12 protein-coding genes are annotated in these 15,813 nt (G+C 69.5%); 4 read left to right on the plus strand and 8 right to left on the minus strand.

Annotated elements, in window-relative coordinates; translation table 11 throughout:
- The first annotated feature begins 23 nt into the window (after positions 1-23).
- Entirely contained in the window at positions 24-860 is an 837-nt protein-coding gene (locus V4U86_RS05140; RefSeq protein WP_395310205.1) for a mycofactocin-coupled SDR family oxidoreductase, read from the plus strand.
- The gene (locus V4U86_RS05145) at positions 857-2,038 is read left to right on the plus strand and encodes a cytochrome P450 (RefSeq protein ID WP_395310206.1); all 1,182 of its coding nucleotides are present in this window, start codon (positions 857-859) and stop codon (positions 2,036-2,038) included. The genes V4U86_RS05140 and V4U86_RS05145 overlap by 4 nt, the downstream gene beginning before the upstream one ends.
- 43 nt (positions 2,039-2,081) lie before the next feature.
- On the opposite strand, the gene V4U86_RS05150 is transcribed toward V4U86_RS05145, so the two are convergent.
- Positions 2,082-3,929 (minus strand): PGRS repeat-containing protein, encoded by a 1,848-nt coding sequence (locus V4U86_RS05150; protein WP_395310207.1) that lies wholly within the window; start codon positions 3,927-3,929, stop codon positions 2,082-2,084.
- A gap of 128 nt (positions 3,930-4,057) precedes the next feature.
- Positions 4,058-4,549 (minus strand): MarR family winged helix-turn-helix transcriptional regulator, encoded by a 492-nt coding sequence (locus V4U86_RS05155; RefSeq protein WP_395310208.1) that lies wholly within the window; start codon positions 4,547-4,549, stop codon positions 4,058-4,060.
- A 322-nt stretch (positions 4,550-4,871) separates the two neighbouring features.
- Here V4U86_RS05155 and V4U86_RS05160 point away from each other — a divergent pair, with 322 nt between their 5' ends.
- On the plus strand, positions 4,872-6,428 hold the full coding sequence (locus tag V4U86_RS05160) for a hypothetical protein (RefSeq protein ID WP_395310209.1): 1,557 nt from the start codon (positions 4,872-4,874) through the stop codon (positions 6,426-6,428).
- A 121-nt stretch (positions 6,429-6,549) separates the two neighbouring features.
- Here the strand turns inward: V4U86_RS05160 and V4U86_RS05165 are convergent, their stop codons facing one another.
- The gene (locus V4U86_RS05165) at positions 6,550-8,421 is read right to left on the minus strand and encodes a propionyl-CoA synthetase (protein WP_395310210.1); all 1,872 of its coding nucleotides are present in this window, start codon (positions 8,419-8,421) and stop codon (positions 6,550-6,552) included.
- An 89-nt stretch (positions 8,422-8,510) separates the two neighbouring features.
- Positions 8,511-9,062: a TIGR03086 family metal-binding protein gene (locus tag V4U86_RS05170; protein WP_395310211.1), complete on the minus strand. Its 552-nt coding sequence runs from the start codon at positions 9,060-9,062 to the stop codon at positions 8,511-8,513.
- 22 nt (positions 9,063-9,084) lie between these two features.
- Between V4U86_RS05170 and V4U86_RS05175 the strand changes: the two genes are divergently transcribed.
- Positions 9,085-9,927: a helix-turn-helix domain-containing protein gene (locus V4U86_RS05175; RefSeq protein WP_395310212.1), complete on the plus strand. Its 843-nt coding sequence runs from the start codon at positions 9,085-9,087 to the stop codon at positions 9,925-9,927.
- 2 nt (positions 9,928-9,929) lie between these two features.
- Here V4U86_RS05175 and V4U86_RS05180 read toward each other — a convergent pair whose 3' ends face one another.
- Genes V4U86_RS05180 through V4U86_RS05195 form a run of 4 tightly spaced genes read right to left on the minus strand, consistent with a single transcriptional unit; the run spans position 9,930 to position 15,813 of the window.
- Positions 9,930-11,714, minus strand: a complete 1,785-nt coding sequence (locus V4U86_RS05180) for a sensor histidine kinase (protein ID WP_395310213.1) — start codon at positions 11,712-11,714, stop codon at positions 9,930-9,932.
- Between the two features lie 15 nt (positions 11,715-11,729).
- Positions 11,730-12,410, minus strand: coding sequence for a response regulator (locus V4U86_RS05185; RefSeq protein WP_395310214.1), 681 nt, complete (start codon positions 12,408-12,410; stop codon positions 11,730-11,732).
- Positions 12,407-14,938, minus strand: coding sequence for a DUF4118 domain-containing protein (locus V4U86_RS05190; RefSeq protein ID WP_395310215.1), 2,532 nt, complete (start codon positions 14,936-14,938; stop codon positions 12,407-12,409). The genes V4U86_RS05185 and V4U86_RS05190 overlap by 4 nt, the downstream gene beginning before the upstream one ends.
- A 26-nt stretch (positions 14,939-14,964) precedes the next feature.
- Entirely contained in the window at positions 14,965-15,813 is an 849-nt protein-coding gene (locus V4U86_RS05195; protein ID WP_395310216.1) for a potassium-transporting ATPase subunit C, read from the minus strand.

The following is a 15,813-nucleotide window of genomic DNA, read 5'->3' on the forward strand; positions in this document are numbered from 1 at the left end:
CCAAAAACTCCTAGGACGGTGACATGGCTGGACGGGTCGAGGGCAAGGTCGCATTCATCACCGGGGCGGCGCGGGGTCAGGGCCGCAGCCATGCGGTCCGGTTGGCGGCCGAGGGGGCCGACATCATCGCCGTCGACATCTGTACCACCTTCGAGAAGTCACCCGCGCTCGGTGCGACCACCGAGGACCTCGCCGAGACCGCCGAGCTGGTGAAGAATCTGGGCCGCCGGATCGTCACCGCCGAGGTGGACGTGCGGGACCACGCGGCGCTCCAGGCCGTTCTCGACGGCGGCGTCGAACAACTCGGCCGGCTCGACATCGTCGCCGCCAACGCCGGTATCGGCACCACCGGGGTCCGGCTGGACCGGATGGACGAGGACCTCTGGCAGGAGATGATCGACGTCAACCTCAGCGGTGTCTGGAAATCGGTGAAGGCCGCCGTCCCGCACCTGCTGGCGGGCGGGCGCGGCGGATCGATCATCCTGACCAGTTCGGTGGCCGGCACCAAGGCCTATCCGCACACCGGCCACTACGTGGCGGCCAAACACGGGGTGATCGGGCTGATGCGCACCTTTGCCGTCGAGTTGGGTCAGCACAACATCCGGGTCAACTCGGTGCATCCGACCCACGTCAACAGCCCGATGTTGATGAACGACAAGACCTACCGGATGTTCCGTCCGGATCTGCAGAATCCCGGTCCTGACGACCTGGAGCCGATCTGCCGGACCTTCCACGTGCTGCCGATCCCATGGGTGACCCCGGAGGACATCAGTAATGCGGTGCTGTTCCTGGCCTCGGACGAGGCGCGCTACATCACCGGGGTGCCCCTGCCCGTCGACGCCGGAAGCTGTCTGAAATGACGGTCTACTACGACCCGTACGACGTCGGCATCGTGCACGACCCGTACCCCACCTACACCACGCTGCGCGACGAGGCACCGCTGTACTACAACGAGAAGTACCGGTTCTGGGCGCTGTCCCGGCACGCCGACGTCGAGCGGGCCCTGTCGAACTGGGAGACCTTCTCCAACAGCCGAAGCGACATCCTGGAGCTGATCCAGTCGGACTTCGACATGCCCGACGGGGTGATGATGTTCGAGGATCCGCCGGTGCACACCATGCTGCGCGGGCTGATGTCGCGGGTGTTCACCCCGCGCCGGATGGCCGAGATCGAGGACCAGATCCGGGAGTTCTGCGTGCGCTGCCTGGACCCGCAGATCGGCTCCGGCGGGTTCGACATCATCGCCGAACTGGCCGCCATGATGCCGATGCGCGTCATCGGCATGCTCCTGGGTATACCGGAATCCGAACAGGTGGGGGTCCGCGACGCCAACGATGCCAGCCTGCGCACCAAACCCGGGGCACCGATGAAGGTGCGCGACGCCGACAAGATCGCCGACGGCCGGATCTACGCCGACTATGTGGAATGGCGCGCGCAGAACCCGTCCGACGACCTGATGACCGCCCTGCTCAACGTCGAGTTCGAAGACCGGGACGGCGTGCTCCGCAAGCTCACCCGCAAAGAGGTGCTGCACTACACCCAGGTGGTGGCCGGGGCCGGCAACGAGACCACCGGACGGCTGATCGGCTGGCTGGCCAAGGTGCTCGCCGAGCACCCCGATCAACGGCGCGACGTGTACCGGGACCGGTCGCTGCTGAACCGTGCGATCGACGAGACGCTGCGTTTCGAACCCACCGGTCCGCACGTCGCCCGTTGGATGGCAAGGGATTTCGAGGCATACGGGCAGACGGTGCCGGCCGGTGATGCGATGCTGTTGCTGTTCGGCGCGGCCAACCGCGACCCGCGCCGCTACCCCGATCCGGACAGGTTCGACATCCACCGCGACACCATCAGTCACCTCACCTTCGGTAAGGGACTGCACTATTGTCTGGGCGCCAACCTGGCCCGGCTGGAGGGCCGGGTCGCCCTCGACGAGCTGCTCAACCGGTTCCCGGATTGGGAAATCGATTACGACACAGCGCAGTTGGCGCCGACCTCGACGGTGCGCGGCTGGGAGAAACTGCGAATCACGTTCTGACCAGCCGATCCCGAGGCGGGATCGTCAGCAGGTGGGACAGGACCTAGGAGCCTTTGGTTCCGATCGATCCGCCGGATCCGGCGGCGCCGTCATTGCCGCCTCCCGCGCCGCCGCGACCGCCCGCACCGGCACCACCGCCGTCACCGCCTGCGCCACTGATGCCATCGGTATGGCTCTGACCGGCATTCCCGCCGGTCCCACCGTTGCCGCCGTCGCCCCCGGCCCCGCCGTTGCCGCCCCGCCCGGTCGCGCCGGAATGTCCACCGAGGCCACCGCGTCCACCGCTGCCGGCGTCACCGCCATTGCCGCCGGCGCCGCCGTTACCGCCCCGTCCGCCGCGCCCACCGTCGCCGCCGCGCGCATCCGATTCGAACCAGCGGGTCCAGGTGTTGCCGCCATTGCCGCCGGTGCCGCCGCCGGCGCCGGTACCGCCCTGCCCGCCATCGCCGCCGTTGCCGCCCTGGCCGCCGGTTCCGCCGAGCAGCCCACCGTTGCCGCCACTGCCGCCGCGACCGCCGGCGGTACCCGCCTGACCCGAGGTCCCCTGTCCGCCGTCGCCGCCGTTACCGCCGTTGCCGAACTCGCCGTGCGACGCTTCACCGCTCGTACCTGAACCGAACGGGCCCCCGTCGCCGCCATTGCCGCCGTTTCCGCCGCCGGTGGCACCGTCCCCGCCGCTGCCCCCATCGCCCCCGGTGCCGCCGCTACCGCCGTCGCCGGCTGCGCCGATGGCGTTGCCGCCTCGCCCGCCCTCTCCGCCGTTCCCGCCATTCTGGCCGGGCGTGGCACCGTCGCTGCCGTTGCCGCCGCGGCCACCGTTGCCCGCGCTGCCGGCCGGGTCGTCAGTGCCGAGGACTGCGCCGCTCAAGGCATCGCCGCCCCAGCCTCCGCTACCACCGGCCTGGCCTGGTGTCTGGCCGCTCGCGCCGTCGCCGCCGGCGGTGCCGTTCGGTTGGGTGCTGCCCCCGATGCCGATATCGCCGTCCACGCCGTCGGGCGCCGGCGCAGGTGGGGTGGGCGATTGCGGGTTGACGCCGTTCCGGCCGGCGGTGCCCGCGCCCCCGGCGCCACCGTTGCCGCCGATGCCGATGATGCGGGCGGTGCCGCCGTTGCCGCCGTTTCCGGCTGCGACGCCGTTGCTCGCATCACCACCTGCGCCGCCATCGCCACCGTTGCCGAATAGTCCGGCGTTGCCGCCGTTTCCACCGTCCTGGCCGAACGACCCGGCACCGCCGTCACCGCCGTTTCCCCACAGCATGCCGCCGCGGCCGCCGTTCTGGCCGGCCGCACCGTCGGCGCCGTTGCCGATCAGCCAGCCGCCGTTCTGGCCGGGCGCGGTGCCGTTGCCGATCATCATGGCGCCGAGCGGGTCGATCACGGTCAGGCCGTTGACCGGGTCGTAGCTGACCGTGAAGACGAAATGGAAGGTGAACGAGCCGTCGGAGGCGGTGACGACGGCAGTCGGGCCCGGATTGCCGGGTGATCCGATGGAGTTGTCCCGCGTGCGCAGTAGGGCGGCGGTGGCTGTCACACCCGACTCGTCGGGAATGGCGGTATCAACAAGCGCCCGTGGGCTTTCGGCGATCCGGCGGGCGACGTTGTCGGCGACGGCAGCCACCTCGGCAGCGGTGCGGGCGTCGGTGCCGGGTGTGGTGCGCCAGTGCACGGCGGCTGCGGTACTTGCGGGTCCGGTGGTGGCTGTGACCCTGCCGGCCGGTGCCGGGCCGGCCGCCGCCAGGGGCCCGGGCAGCGCGGACTGGATCGCGGCGGGCGCGACGGCGACCGGTAGCTGCGGGGCCGGCGCGGAAGTGCCGCCGGTTGACAGCAGTCCCGCGGCGACGAGTTCGCCGATCGCCACGACCGACAATGCGCCGCCCACTCGATGACCCACAGCGTCCCCCCGACGTCCCCGATTAGTTGCGAAGGCAAATATGCTATCGGGACAGAAGTTAGCTGATCATGATTCGCTTCGCAGGGCTTATCGAAAGATCGCCGGCCGGACAGCCGTTCCGGTGCCGGTCAATAGTCGAACTCGGAATCGGTGGGCGAGGGCATCGCGGTGACGCTATCGGCGAGTTGCTCGAGCGGCGCCAACGCGGTGTGCAGGGCCTCGATCTCGACGGGACTCAACGACGAGGTGATCGTCTCGTACATGGCGACCACGGCATCCTGCTGGGCGGCAACGCCTTTGGGTGTGATGGTCACCCAGATCGTGCGGTGGTCGGACAGATCCCGGGTCCGCCGGACCATGCCGAGTTCGACGAGTCGCCGCACCGCCTTGGACATGGTCGGCGGTGCCACCTGTTCTGCGGAGGCGAGATCGCTCATCCGCAACGGACCACGGTCGTTCAGCAGATAGAGCAGGGAACACTGGGTGAGCGTGAGTGTGCCACCCGCGGTGCGGTCGTACTCCTGGCGGCGCATGGTGGACATGATCCTGAACAGCTGCCAGTGCAGCTTCTCGGCCGCGTCCGGCATCGCGCGCCCGGCGCTCACTTCGGGCTGATACACGATTCGGGCTCCGTCTTACGTGGCTCTGCCGACGATCGGCGGGGCCTGCTCGAGCGCCAGGGTAGGTACTCGTCGCTGTGAAATCGCTGAGAGCGAGCAGCGGGAACCAAGGGGGACGAAACAGAGCGCCCCGATGCTCGTGAACCCGAGGTAGCGTCGGCCACCGTCGGTGTCGGTCGGTTGGGGCAGTTGGAATGCCGCGCCCGAGAAGGTCTGATTAGTCGGCCTAATAGTGAGTGCCGTATCTCTATTCACCCACGTCAGCCTCATTTACGTTGCGGGGGCCATCAGGCACCCCCCCCGCAGAATGAGGAGAAGAGCTGTGCATCTAGCAGTCAGCCCCGACTCGCCGGTGCGAGACATCCAGTCGCGCGGCGCCGCGGCGTCGCATCGCGTGAAGTTCATGGTCGCCGGCGTCGCCGTGGCAAGTGCCGGCGCGTTGGCCGTCAACCCCGTGGTGGCGACCCCCGCCATGCCGACCCTGAACGACATCCGCTCGGCGGCGGCCGTGGAGCTCTCGGCGTTCCAGAACCCGCTGGAGGTGCTGGCTGCCACCATCTCCAAGACCGTCAACCTGACCGCCGGCCTGGGCGGCGACGTCATCGAGGCCTCCGGCCAGGTGCTTCGCGGGCTGGGCAATCCCGCGCTGCACGCCGAGTTCGCCGCGTTCCTGCGCTCCACGCTGTCCAACCCGCTGGTGGTCGCCGGTGAGGTGGTGCGGGCTCCGTTCGAGTACGGCGGCCGGATCGCCACCGCCGTCCAGGACCTGATCGGCGCCAACCTTGCCGCGCTCGGGATGCTGCCGGGTGTGCTGCAGCAGTCGCTGACCTTCCTGTCCCAGGGCAAGACGCTGGAAGCCTTCGGTGAACTCAACACCTGGTTCCTGGTCGACGTCCTGGGCGACGGGCGGGCGACCCTGCTCGACGCATTCGCGATCCCGGGCGACTTCGCCGACTCCATCGGCGCCCACGCCCTGGCTCGGGTGTTCGACTCCGTGCTCAACCGCAACACCATCGGCAACCTCGGGCGCGCGCTGCTGGGGCCGCTGGTCACCGCGATCATCCAGACCACCGAAATCTTGGACGCGACGCGGGGGGCGTTGGTGTCCGGAGATCTCGCGGGTGTGGCAAGCAACCTGCTCAACGCGCCGGCCAAGATCGCCAACGCGTTCATCAACGGCTACGTGCCCGAATTCACGGTCGACCCGCAGTGGCCGCCGCAGGTCTTCCCGGGCGTGCTCAGCGAGCGCGGCACCCTGGACTTCTTCCTGGTCCAGATCCCCAAGGCGATCGCCGCGGCGCTCGCCCCGCCGGCACCTGCAGTCGCTGCCTCGGCGCTCACCGCCGACGAGGTGACGGTGCCGTCGGTGACATCGACCAACTTCGGCTCGGACAACACCGCGTTCACGATTGCCGTCGTCGATGACGAGGACGAGCCGACCACCGAGGAGGCCGATGCGGTGACCGAGGCGCCGGCCACCGATGAGGTGGCCGAGGTTCCGGTCGAGGAAGACGCGGCGGAGACCCCGGCCGCGCCCGTCGAGGAGAGCGACACCGCGACGTCCGACGACACCGCCACGTCCGACGACACCGCGGACGACGAGGACACCGCGGACGACGAGATCGCCGGTCCCGACGGAGACTTCGACGACACCGAGGACGAGCCCCGCAAGATTCGCGGTGACAAGACCGCGGGCAACGGTGCCGACAGCGACGCCGGCACCGATACCGGTGATGCCGCAGATTCCGACGGCGACACCAAGTCCGGCACGACGCGGGGCGGGAACTCCGGCAGCGATTCCGCAGACAGCACCTCGGGTACCGGCTCCTCGTCCGGCAGCGACAGCTCCGGGGGCGAGGGCTCCGGCGGCAGCGAATAGACACCGCTGACACGGCCTGGCCGCAGAAAGCCCTTGGGGATGACCGAATACAGTTATTCCCAAGGGCTTTCGTATGTGCCACGTTGCCGGTGCGCTACGCCCCGCAACCGGGCTGACCGGGTCAGTCCGGGCGCAGAACCTGCTTGAGGTCGTCGAGCACGGACGGATCCTCGATCGTCGAGGGCACCGGTTCATCCTTGCCGTCGGCGATTCCGCGCATGGTCTTGCGCAGGATCTTGCCCGACCGGGTCTTCGGCAGCGCGCCGACGATATCCACCTTCTTGAAACTCGCCACCGCACCGATATCGTTGCGCACCGCGTCGATCAGTTCGGTGGTCAGCCCGTCGGCGGAGGCACCGGATTTGAGCACCACCAGGCCGCGCGGTACCTGGCCCTTGAGGTCGTCGGCCACCCCGATCACCGCGCACTCGGCCACCGCCGGGTGCCCGGCCAGTACCGCCTCGATGGATCCGGTGGACATCCGGTGCCCGGCCACGTTGATGACATCGTCGGTGCGCCCGACGATGAACAGGTAACCGTCCTCGTCGATGTACCCGCCGTCCCCGGTCAGGTAGTAACCGTCGAATGCGCGCAGGTACGAGGACACGTAGCGATCGTCCTCACCCCACAGCGTGGGCAGCGTGCCCGGCGGCAGCGGCAGCTTCACGCAGACCGAACCCTCTTCGCCCGGTTCGCATTCCGAGCCGTCGGCGTTGAGGATGCGCACGTCGTATCCCGGCATCGGGACGGTCGCCGAGCCCGGCTTCACCGGCAGCGGCTGGACCCCCATCGGGTCACCGGCGATGGCCCAGCCGGTCTCGGTCTGCCACCAGTGATCGATCACCGGGATGCCGAGCTTCCCGGCGGCCCACTCGTAGGTGCCCGGATCGAGGCGCTCCCCGGCCTGGAACAGGTACTTCAGACCGGACAGGTCGTAGTCGGCCAGCAGCGCCGCGTCCGGGTCCTCCTTCTTGATCGCCCGGATCGCGGTCGGCGCGGTGAACAACGCCTTCACCTTGTGCTCGGCGGCCACCCGCCAGAACGCCCCGGCGTCCGGGGTGCCGACGGGCTTGCCCTCGTAGATCACCGTGGTCGCGCCGTACAGCAGCGGCGCGTAGACGATGTAGGAGTGCCCGACCACCCAGCCGACGTCGGAGGCTGCCCAGAACACCTCTCCGGGCTCGATGTCGTAGAGGTGGCGCATCGTCCACAGCAGCGCCACCGCGTGCCCACCGTTGTCGCGGACGATGCCCTTGGGCTTGCCGGTGGTGCCCGAGGTGTACAGCACATACAGCGGATCGGTGGCCGCCACCGGCACCGGGTCGACGGGCCGCGCATCGGCCATCGCCTGGGCCCAGTCGACGTCGCGGCCCTCCACAAGCTCGCACGGATGCTGTTCGCGCTGCAGGATCACGCATGTCGGTGTGGTGTGCTCGGCCAACCGCAGTGCGGTGTCGAGCATCGGCTTGTATTCCACGATGCGCGACGGCTCGATACCGCAGGACGCCGAAACGACCACCTTGGGCCGGGCATCGTCGATGCGCGTTGCCAGCTCGTGCCCGGCGAACCCGCCGAACACCACCGAGTGCACCGCGCCGAGGCGCGCGCAAGCCAGCATGGCGATGACGGCCTCGGGCACCATCGGCATGTAGATGACGACCCGGTCACCCTTGGTGACCCCGAGGCCGGCCAGCACTCCCGCGAAACGGGCGGTCTGGTCCAGCAACTCGCGGTAGGTGAAGGTGCGCTGGGTCCCGGTGACGGGGGAGTCGTAGATCAGCGCGGCCTGGTCGCCGCGTTCGGCGATGTGCCGGTCCAGGGCATTCGCGCAGGTGTTGAGTTCCCCGTCGGGGAACCAGCGGTAGAACGGCGGGTTGCTGTCATCGAGTACCTGCTGCGGTTCCCGGGTCCAGGTGACGCACTTGGCGGCGTCGGCCCAGAAGGACGACGGGTCGGTGATACTGGCGTCGAACAGTTCGCGATAGCCGGACATGGACTAACCGTAATGCGCGTCACGTTGCGTGACGGTTGCATTCCCGAATACATCGGTCCGGCGGTAGCGGGTATGCGCCGAACGGCAGGTCACCCGACCCGGCCGAGGGCCGCCAGCACCCGGGTCTGGCGGTCGGCGGCGTCGGGCACCGTGACGCCGGCCCGGCACACCCCGTCCATGTAGAGCGCCTCGCCCCAGCCGGCGATGTTGCGCTCCATTTCGTCCAGTTCGGTCTCGGAGAAGCGGTACGGCGTGCCGGTGACGGCGGCCAGGTCCCAGCGGTGCGCGATGAGGTCGAAGCCGTAGAACTGCAGCAGGGCCTGCCCGATGGTGGTCGGCCCGAAGTGCCCGTCGAAGGGCCGGCCGGGCACCTCCGGATCGGCCAGCAGCGCCCGGACCGCCCCGGTGTGGGCCGCCCACGCGGTGGACGGGTCGGTCAGATCCGGCCGGGTGGGCAGCGCGAGGTCGTGGCCGGCGAAGAACTCCCGCTGGGTGTCGATCAGGTGCGCGAGGACGTCCCGCGCGGTCCACCCCTCGCACGGGCTGGGGGCATCCCACTGCTGCGGGGTCAGCGTGTCGATCACGGCGGCCATCCCGTCGGCGAGGTCGGAGTAGATCTCTGGAACACTCGAATCCGTCATATGCGAGACGTTAGGCAGCGAAATGACGGGCAGATTGCACAAACCCGACAACTCGGTCGCCGATGAGCCGGCGCATCTGCTCGATCCGGCCCATCGGGCCGCGATCCACATGTCCCGCCCGCCCGCCCCACCCGACCTCGCCGGACTGGTCCGGCGGTTCTGGATGCCGGTGTGGACGGTGCCGGCCGGTGCGGTCTACACCCAGCAGGTGCTGCAGTACCCGGTGTGCCTGATGGTGATCACCGCCGGCTATGCCCGTTTCTACGGCCCGTCCTCGGGCCTGGCCGCCACCCCGCTGAGCGGGCACGGTTGGGCCGCGGGGGTGATGTTCGAACCGGCCGCCGGGTCGTTGATCTGTGGCGGCGCGGTATCGCAGTGGACCGACACCCACGTCGAACTGGCCGACCTGCTCGGCGCCCCCGGCGCGGCGCTGGCCGAGCGGATCCGGGCCCTGATGTCCGCCGATCCTGCTGCGGGACAGGCACAGTCGGCGACGGTGGACTGCTATACCGACTTTCTGCGCCGCTACCTCCCGATCGACGAGCAGGGCCGGGTGGTCAACGACATCGTGGCCCACATCGAGGACAACCCCGATGTCAGCCGGGTGGCCGATGTCTGCGCGTACTTCGGGATCGGCGAGCGGTCCCTGCAACGGTTGACCCGGCACCGGGTCGGGCTGAGCCCGAAATGGCTGGTGCGCCGCCGCCGCATCCAGGACGCCACCTGGAAGCTGCGGACCGGGGCGACGACCATCGCAGACGTGGCCGCCGACCTCGGTTACGCCGACGAGGCCCACCTGAGCCGCGATTTCCGCCGTGTCACCGGCGTGACGCCGGGGGCGTTCGCGGCCCACTACGCCGAGTGAGATCAGCGTCTGCTCAACATGTTCACGGCCTGCTCGGCCACCGCGCTGAGTACCCGCCGGTCCCGGGTGGTCAGGGTGGGGCCGGTCAGCAGCAGCCAGTGGTCGTGGTCGGCGGCGTCGATGGCGGTGTCGGCCGCATCGACGTCGGTGCAGGGATCGCGGCCGACGGAGGCGACCAGGTCACCGCCGGCGGTCAGGATGCTCACCGCCCGTTGTGAGTACGCCTCCCGGACGCGTTCCAGCAGCACATCCAGGTCGGCATTGCGCAACGCGGAATCGGCGAAGGCCGCGAGCAGCTCGGCTTCCTGAGCGGCGCGGCGGGCCTCGGCGACACGGTCGGCGGCCCGGCCCACCAGTGCGGCCACGCCCACCGCGACCAGCAGGAGCACCACGATCGTGACGACGCTGTCCGGGTCGTAGATGGTGAAACTGTGCACCGGATTCACCAGGAAGTAGCTGAGCAGCAGGCCCGAGAGCACGGCGCACAGCAGGGCCGGACCCAGCCCGCCGACCAGCGCTGCCACCAGCACACCGGTGAAGAACAACGCGCTCTGCCCGCCGATACCCAACGCCGCGTCCGGTAACCACATGGCGAACCCGCAGATGGCTGCCGGAATCGCCGGCGCCACAAGCCAGGACAGGACGTGCCTGCGACGCGGGCTCAGCCGCGACCACGAGATGCCGGTGTGTGATTCGGGGTGCGGCACCATGTGCACGTCGACCCGACCGGACCGCTGTACCACCTCGGACCCGATGCCCTCGTCGAACATCCGCGCCCACCGCGACCGGCGCGATGTGCCCAGCACCAACTGGGTGGCATTGGTGTTGCGGGCGAACTCCAGCAGGGTGGTCGCGACGTCCCCGCCGACGACGGTGTGCATGGTGGCGCCCAGACTGGCCGCGAGATCGCGGACGGCCTTCTTCTCCTGCGGTGAAATGGCGGTCAGGCCGTCGCCCTGGATGACGTGCACCACCTTCAGTTCCGCACCGGACCGGGACGCGATCCGCGATGCCCGGCGCACCAGAGTCTCGGATTCGGGGCCCCCGGACACCCCGACCACCACCCGTTCACGGGCTTCCCAGGTGTCGGTGATGTTCTTGTCGGTGCGGTACCTGGCCAGCGCGGCGTCCACCTGGTCGGCCAACCACAGCAACGCCAGTTGCCGCAAGGCGGTCAGGTTTCCGGTCCGGAAGTAGTCCTGAAGCGCCGCGTCGACCTGCTCGCGGGGATACACGTTGCCGTGAGCGAGCCTGCGGCGCAGGGCCTCTGGTGTGATGTCGACCAGCTCGATCTGATCGGCGGCCCGCACGATCTCGTCGGGGATGCGCTCGGTCTCGGTGACACCGGTGATGTGGCCGACCACATCGTGCAGGCTCTCCAGGTGCTGCACGTTGACGGTGGAGATCACCGTGATACCGGCGTTGAGGAACTCCTCGACGTCCTCCCAGCGGTGCGCATGACGGCTCCCCGGGGCGTTGGCGTGCGCCAGGTCGTCGACCAGGACCACCTGCGGACGCCGGGCGAGGACCGCCGCGACATCGAGCTCCAGATGCCGTTGTCCCTCGTGCTCGATGATCTTCGGCGGGATCACCTCGATGCCCGCCACCTGCTGGGCCGTCCGCGGGCGGCCGTGTGTGTCGATCACCGCGGCGACCACGTCGGTGCCGCGTTCCAGCCGGCGGTGCGCTTCGGCGAGCATCGAATAGGTCTTACCGACACCCGGTGCGGCGCCCAGGTAGATGCGCAGGTCTGCGCGTTTACGGCCGAGGATGCTCACGCCACCCATCATCCCCTGGCCCGGTCACTCCTGGAAGCGGTAGCCCATCCCGGCCTCGGTGATCAGATGCTTGGGGTGCGACGGGTCGACTTCGAGCTTGCGCCGCAACTGCGCCAGGTAGACCCGCAGGTAGTGCGTCTCCTTGGCATAGGACGGCCCCCACACCTCCTTGAGCAGTTCCTCGCGACCGACCAACTTGCCGCGGTGGCGCACCAGCATCTCCAGCATTCCCCACTCGGTGGGCGTCAGATGCACCTCGGCACCGCCCTTGGTGACCTTCTTGGCCGCCAGATCGACTGTGAACGAGGATGTTTCGACCACCGGCTGGTCTTCCTCGGTCGAGCTGCTGGCGCGCCGGACGGCTGCCCGCAGACGGGCCAGGAACTCGTCCATGCCGAACGGTTTGGTGACGTAGTCGTCGGCGCCGGCGTCCAGCGCCTCCACCTTGTCCGAGGAGTCGGTGCGCGCCGACAGCACGATCACCGGGACGGTCAGCCATCCGCGCAGCCCGGCCAACACGTCGATGCCGGACATGTCGGGCAGGCCCAGATCCAGGATGACCACATCGGGGCGGTGGTCGGCGGCCACCCGCAGCGCGTCGGCACCGGTGGCGGCCGTGCTCACCTCATAACCGCGCACCGACAGATTGATGCGCAGCGCCCGCAGAATCTGTGGTTCGTCGTCGATCACCAGGACCCGGGTCATCGTGATTCCCCTTCCGGCGCCGCCAGGTCGATCACCACGGTGAGCCCGCCGCCGGGGGTGTCGGTGGCCGAGATCGTGCCGCCCATGGCGGTGACGAAACCATGGGCCACCGACAGTCCCAGGCCCACACCGGTGGAGTTGTCCTGGTCACCCAGCCGCTGGAAGGCGGCGAACAGCTGATCCTCGGCGCCGCGTGCGATGCCCGGCCCCTCGTCGACGATGTTGATCAACACCCGTGACCCGATCTGGCCGGCGTTGACCCGCACCACACTGTCGGGGGCGTAGCGCAGCGCATTGTCGATGACGTTGACCAGGACGCGTTCCAGCAGACCGGCATCGGCGAGCGCCACCGCATCACCGACCTCCACCTTCACCCGGTCCACTCCGCTGCGGCCAAACGTGTTGGTACCCCGGCTGATACCCATCAATGCGCGCCCGACAGCCTCCTCCAGATAGACCCGGCGCATCTCGGGTTTGACCACACCGGCGGCCAGCCTGGACGAGTCCAGCAGATTGCCGACCAACCCGGTCAGCTGATCGACCGATTCTTCGACGGTGGCCAGCAGCTCGGCGGTGTCCTCCGGGGAGAACCCGACGTCGTCGCTGCGCAGACTGGACACCGCGGCCTTGGCCGCGGCCAGCGGGGTGCGCAGATCGTGGCTGACCGCCGAGAGCAGCGAGCGGCGCAATTCGTCGGCGCGGGCGATGGCCTCGGCTTGCCCGGCCTCCTCGATCAGCTCCCGCTGGCGCACCAGGCCGGCGGCCTGTCGGGCGACCGCGCCGAGCACCCGCAGATCGCGGGCTGCCAGCTTACGGCCGCCCAGCACCAGCCAGAAGTCGTCGCCGGCCTCGACGGCGGTGTCGGCACTGTCCAGGTCCAGACACGGGTCACTGCCCGCGCAGGCGACCGCAACGGTGCCTCCGGTGCTCTCCCGCAACAGGCTCACGAACCGTTGCGAGTACACCTCGCGGACCTTCTCGAGCAGGGCCACCGGGTCGGCCCCGCGCAGCACCGAACCGGCGAAGTGCGCCAGCAGTTCGGCTTCCTGGGAGGCGCGGCGGGCCTCTCGGGCCCGCTTGGCGGCCCCGTCCACCAGCGCGGCCACCGCGACCGCCACCAACAGCAGCACCGCGATGGTGATGGCGCTGTCCGGTTCGGAAATGGTGAAGGTGTGCCGCGGTTCGGCCAGGTAGTAGTTGATCAGCAGTCCGGACAGCACGGCCGACAGCGCGGCCGGCGCCACCCCGCCGAGCAGCGCGACGGCCAGCACCCCGATGAAGAACAGTGCGCTCTCCCCGCTGAGGCCCAGGTACGGGTCGAGCACCTGCACGGCGACGGCGGCGAGCAGCGAGGGCACCAGCAGCGCCGCCAGCCAGGACAGTGCGTGCCGCTGCCAGGTCCGGGGACCGCCGCGGGCCGGCCCGCGGGTCTGGTCGTGGGTGACCATGTGCACGTCGATACTGCCGGAGTTCTGCACCACGGTGGCGCCGATGCCCTCGTCGAAGATGCGTGCCCAGCGGGACCGCCGCGAGGTGCCGACGACGAGCTGGGTGGCATTCATCTCCCGGGCAAAATCCAGCAGGGCGGCGGGCACGTCGTCGCCGACGACGGTGTGCAGGGTGGCGCCCAGGTTGGCGGCCAGATCCCTGATGGTCCCCATCATGGGCGCCGACACCCCGGCCAGCCCGTCGCCCCGCACCACGTGCACGACCATCAGCTCGGCACTGGACTTCGACGCGATACGCGACGCCCGGCGAACCAGGGTTTCGGATTCCTTGTCGCCGGTGACGGCGACGACGACCCGCTCGCGGGCCTCCCAGGTTGCGGTGATCTTGTTGTCCGAGCGGTACTTTGCCAGTGCGGCGTCGACCTGGTCGGCCAGCCACAGCAGCGCCAGCTCGCGCAGCGCGGTCAGGTTGCCGCGCCGGAAGTAGTTCGACAGGGCCGCGTCGATGCGTTCAGGGGCATACACGTTGCCGTGGGAGAGCCTGCGCTGCAACGCTTCCGGGGTGATGTCGACCAGTTCTATCTGATCGGCGGCGCGGACCACCTCGTCGGGCACCTTCTCCTGCTGCTCGACGCCGGTGATCTGGGCGACGACGTCGTTGAGGCTCTCGAGGTGCTGGACGTTGACGGTGGTGATCACGGTGATCCCGGCGTCGAGCAGTTCCTCGATGTCCTGCCAGCGTTTTGGATTGGTACTGCCCGGGGTGTTGGTGTGGGCCAGCTCGTCGACCAGCACCACCTGCGGGCGGCGCCTGAGCACGGCGGCGACGTCGAGTTCGGGGAACCGGGAGCCGCGGTAGTCGATGTAGCGCGGCGGGACGACCTCGATGCCGTCGAGAAGCTCGGCGGTCTTCTTGCGGCCGTGCGTCTCGACCACCGCGGCCACCAGGTCGGTGCCCCGTTCCAGCCGGCGATGCGCCTCGCCCAGCATGGCGAAGGTCTTGCCGACGCCGGGAGCTGCGCCCAGGTAGATGCGCAGCTCCCCGCGTTTCGGTCGGTCGGTCACCTGCCCATCATCCACCTAGATTTGTCGCGGTGATCCGCAAGCTACTCACCGTCGAGTGCGAGGTTGAGCCGCAGGACGTTGACCCGCGGTTCACCCATGAATCCCAGCACGCGGCCGTCGGTGTGCTGGTCGACCAGCGTGCGGACCTGCTCGGGGCTGATCCCGCGGGCCGCGGCGACCCGGTCCACCTGCAGCGCGGCGTAGGCGGGGGAGATGTGCGGGTCCAGGCCGCTGCCGCTGGCGGTGACGGCGTCGGCCGGCACCGCCGGCTCGCTCTCCTGGCCGCGGACCGGGACGATCTGACCGACGGAGTGGTCGGAGCCGTCATTGCACCGCACCGGCACGCCCCGATAGGTCGAGACGAACGGGGTGGCCGGGCAGATCTGGTTGACGCTGATGACGTCGGTCGGTGCGGTGACATTGCCGCGGGCGTCGCGGGGTCCGATCACCGAGAGGACCGCGCCCACGCCGTCTTTCGTGCAGAACGGCCGGGTGCCGCTGACGCCCTCGAGATCACCGATGGCCAGGCTGCGGGCGCACACGTCGGTCAGCAGGCTGGTCCGGCCGGCAGTGTCGACGATGTCCTCCGGCCCCAGGTTGGACGCACTGGTCGACATCGGGTCGTACCCGTCACCGGCCGCCGAGGGCCGGGACTGGAAGTACTGCGGCAGCGGATTGCCGTCGGCGTCGGTGAACAGCTGACCGATCAGGCTGCTGCCCACCGCTTTCCCGTCGGCGAGGATCAGCGACCCGCCGGCCTTGTCGCGCAGGCCCGGCAGCTGGGCCACCAGCCAGATGAACACCGGGTAGGCGAGGCCCAGGATCACGGTCAGCACCAGCAGGGCGCGCAGCGCCGCGGTGTGCTGGCGGATGAGGTTGGCGAAGTTCAT

Origin of the sequence: Mycobacterium sp. AMU20-3851 (assembly GCF_043974665.1) — a bacterium.
In the GTDB taxonomy this organism is placed as follows: Bacteria; Actinomycetota; Actinomycetes; order Mycobacteriales; family Mycobacteriaceae; genus Mycobacterium.

Excerpts from the sequence above, each read along its gene's own strand:
- V4U86_RS05165 (WP_395310210.1), bottom strand. The coding sequence starts at position 8,421 with ATGTCCGGCTATCGCGAACTGTTCGACGCCAGTATCACCGACCCGTCG.
- V4U86_RS05180 (WP_395310213.1), bottom strand. The coding sequence starts at position 11,714 with ATGGGTGGCGTGAGCATCCTCGGCCGTAAACGCGCAGACCTGCGCATC.
- V4U86_RS05145 (WP_395310206.1), top strand. The coding sequence starts at position 857 with ATGACGGTCTACTACGACCCGTACGACGTCGGCATCGTGCACGACCCG.
- V4U86_RS05185 (WP_395310214.1), bottom strand. The coding sequence starts at position 12,410 with ATGACCCGGGTCCTGGTGATCGACGACGAACCACAGATTCTGCGGGCG.
- V4U86_RS05175 (WP_395310212.1), top strand. The coding sequence starts at position 9,085 with ATGACGGGCAGATTGCACAAACCCGACAACTCGGTCGCCGATGAGCCG.
- V4U86_RS05140 (WP_395310205.1), top strand. The coding sequence starts at position 24 with ATGGCTGGACGGGTCGAGGGCAAGGTCGCATTCATCACCGGGGCGGCG.
- V4U86_RS05195 (WP_395310216.1), bottom strand. The coding sequence starts at position 15,813 with ATGAACTTCGCCAACCTCATCCGCCAGCACACCGCGGCGCTGCGCGCC.
- V4U86_RS05170 (WP_395310211.1), bottom strand. The coding sequence starts at position 9,062 with ATGACGGATTCGAGTGTTCCAGAGATCTACTCCGACCTCGCCGACGGG.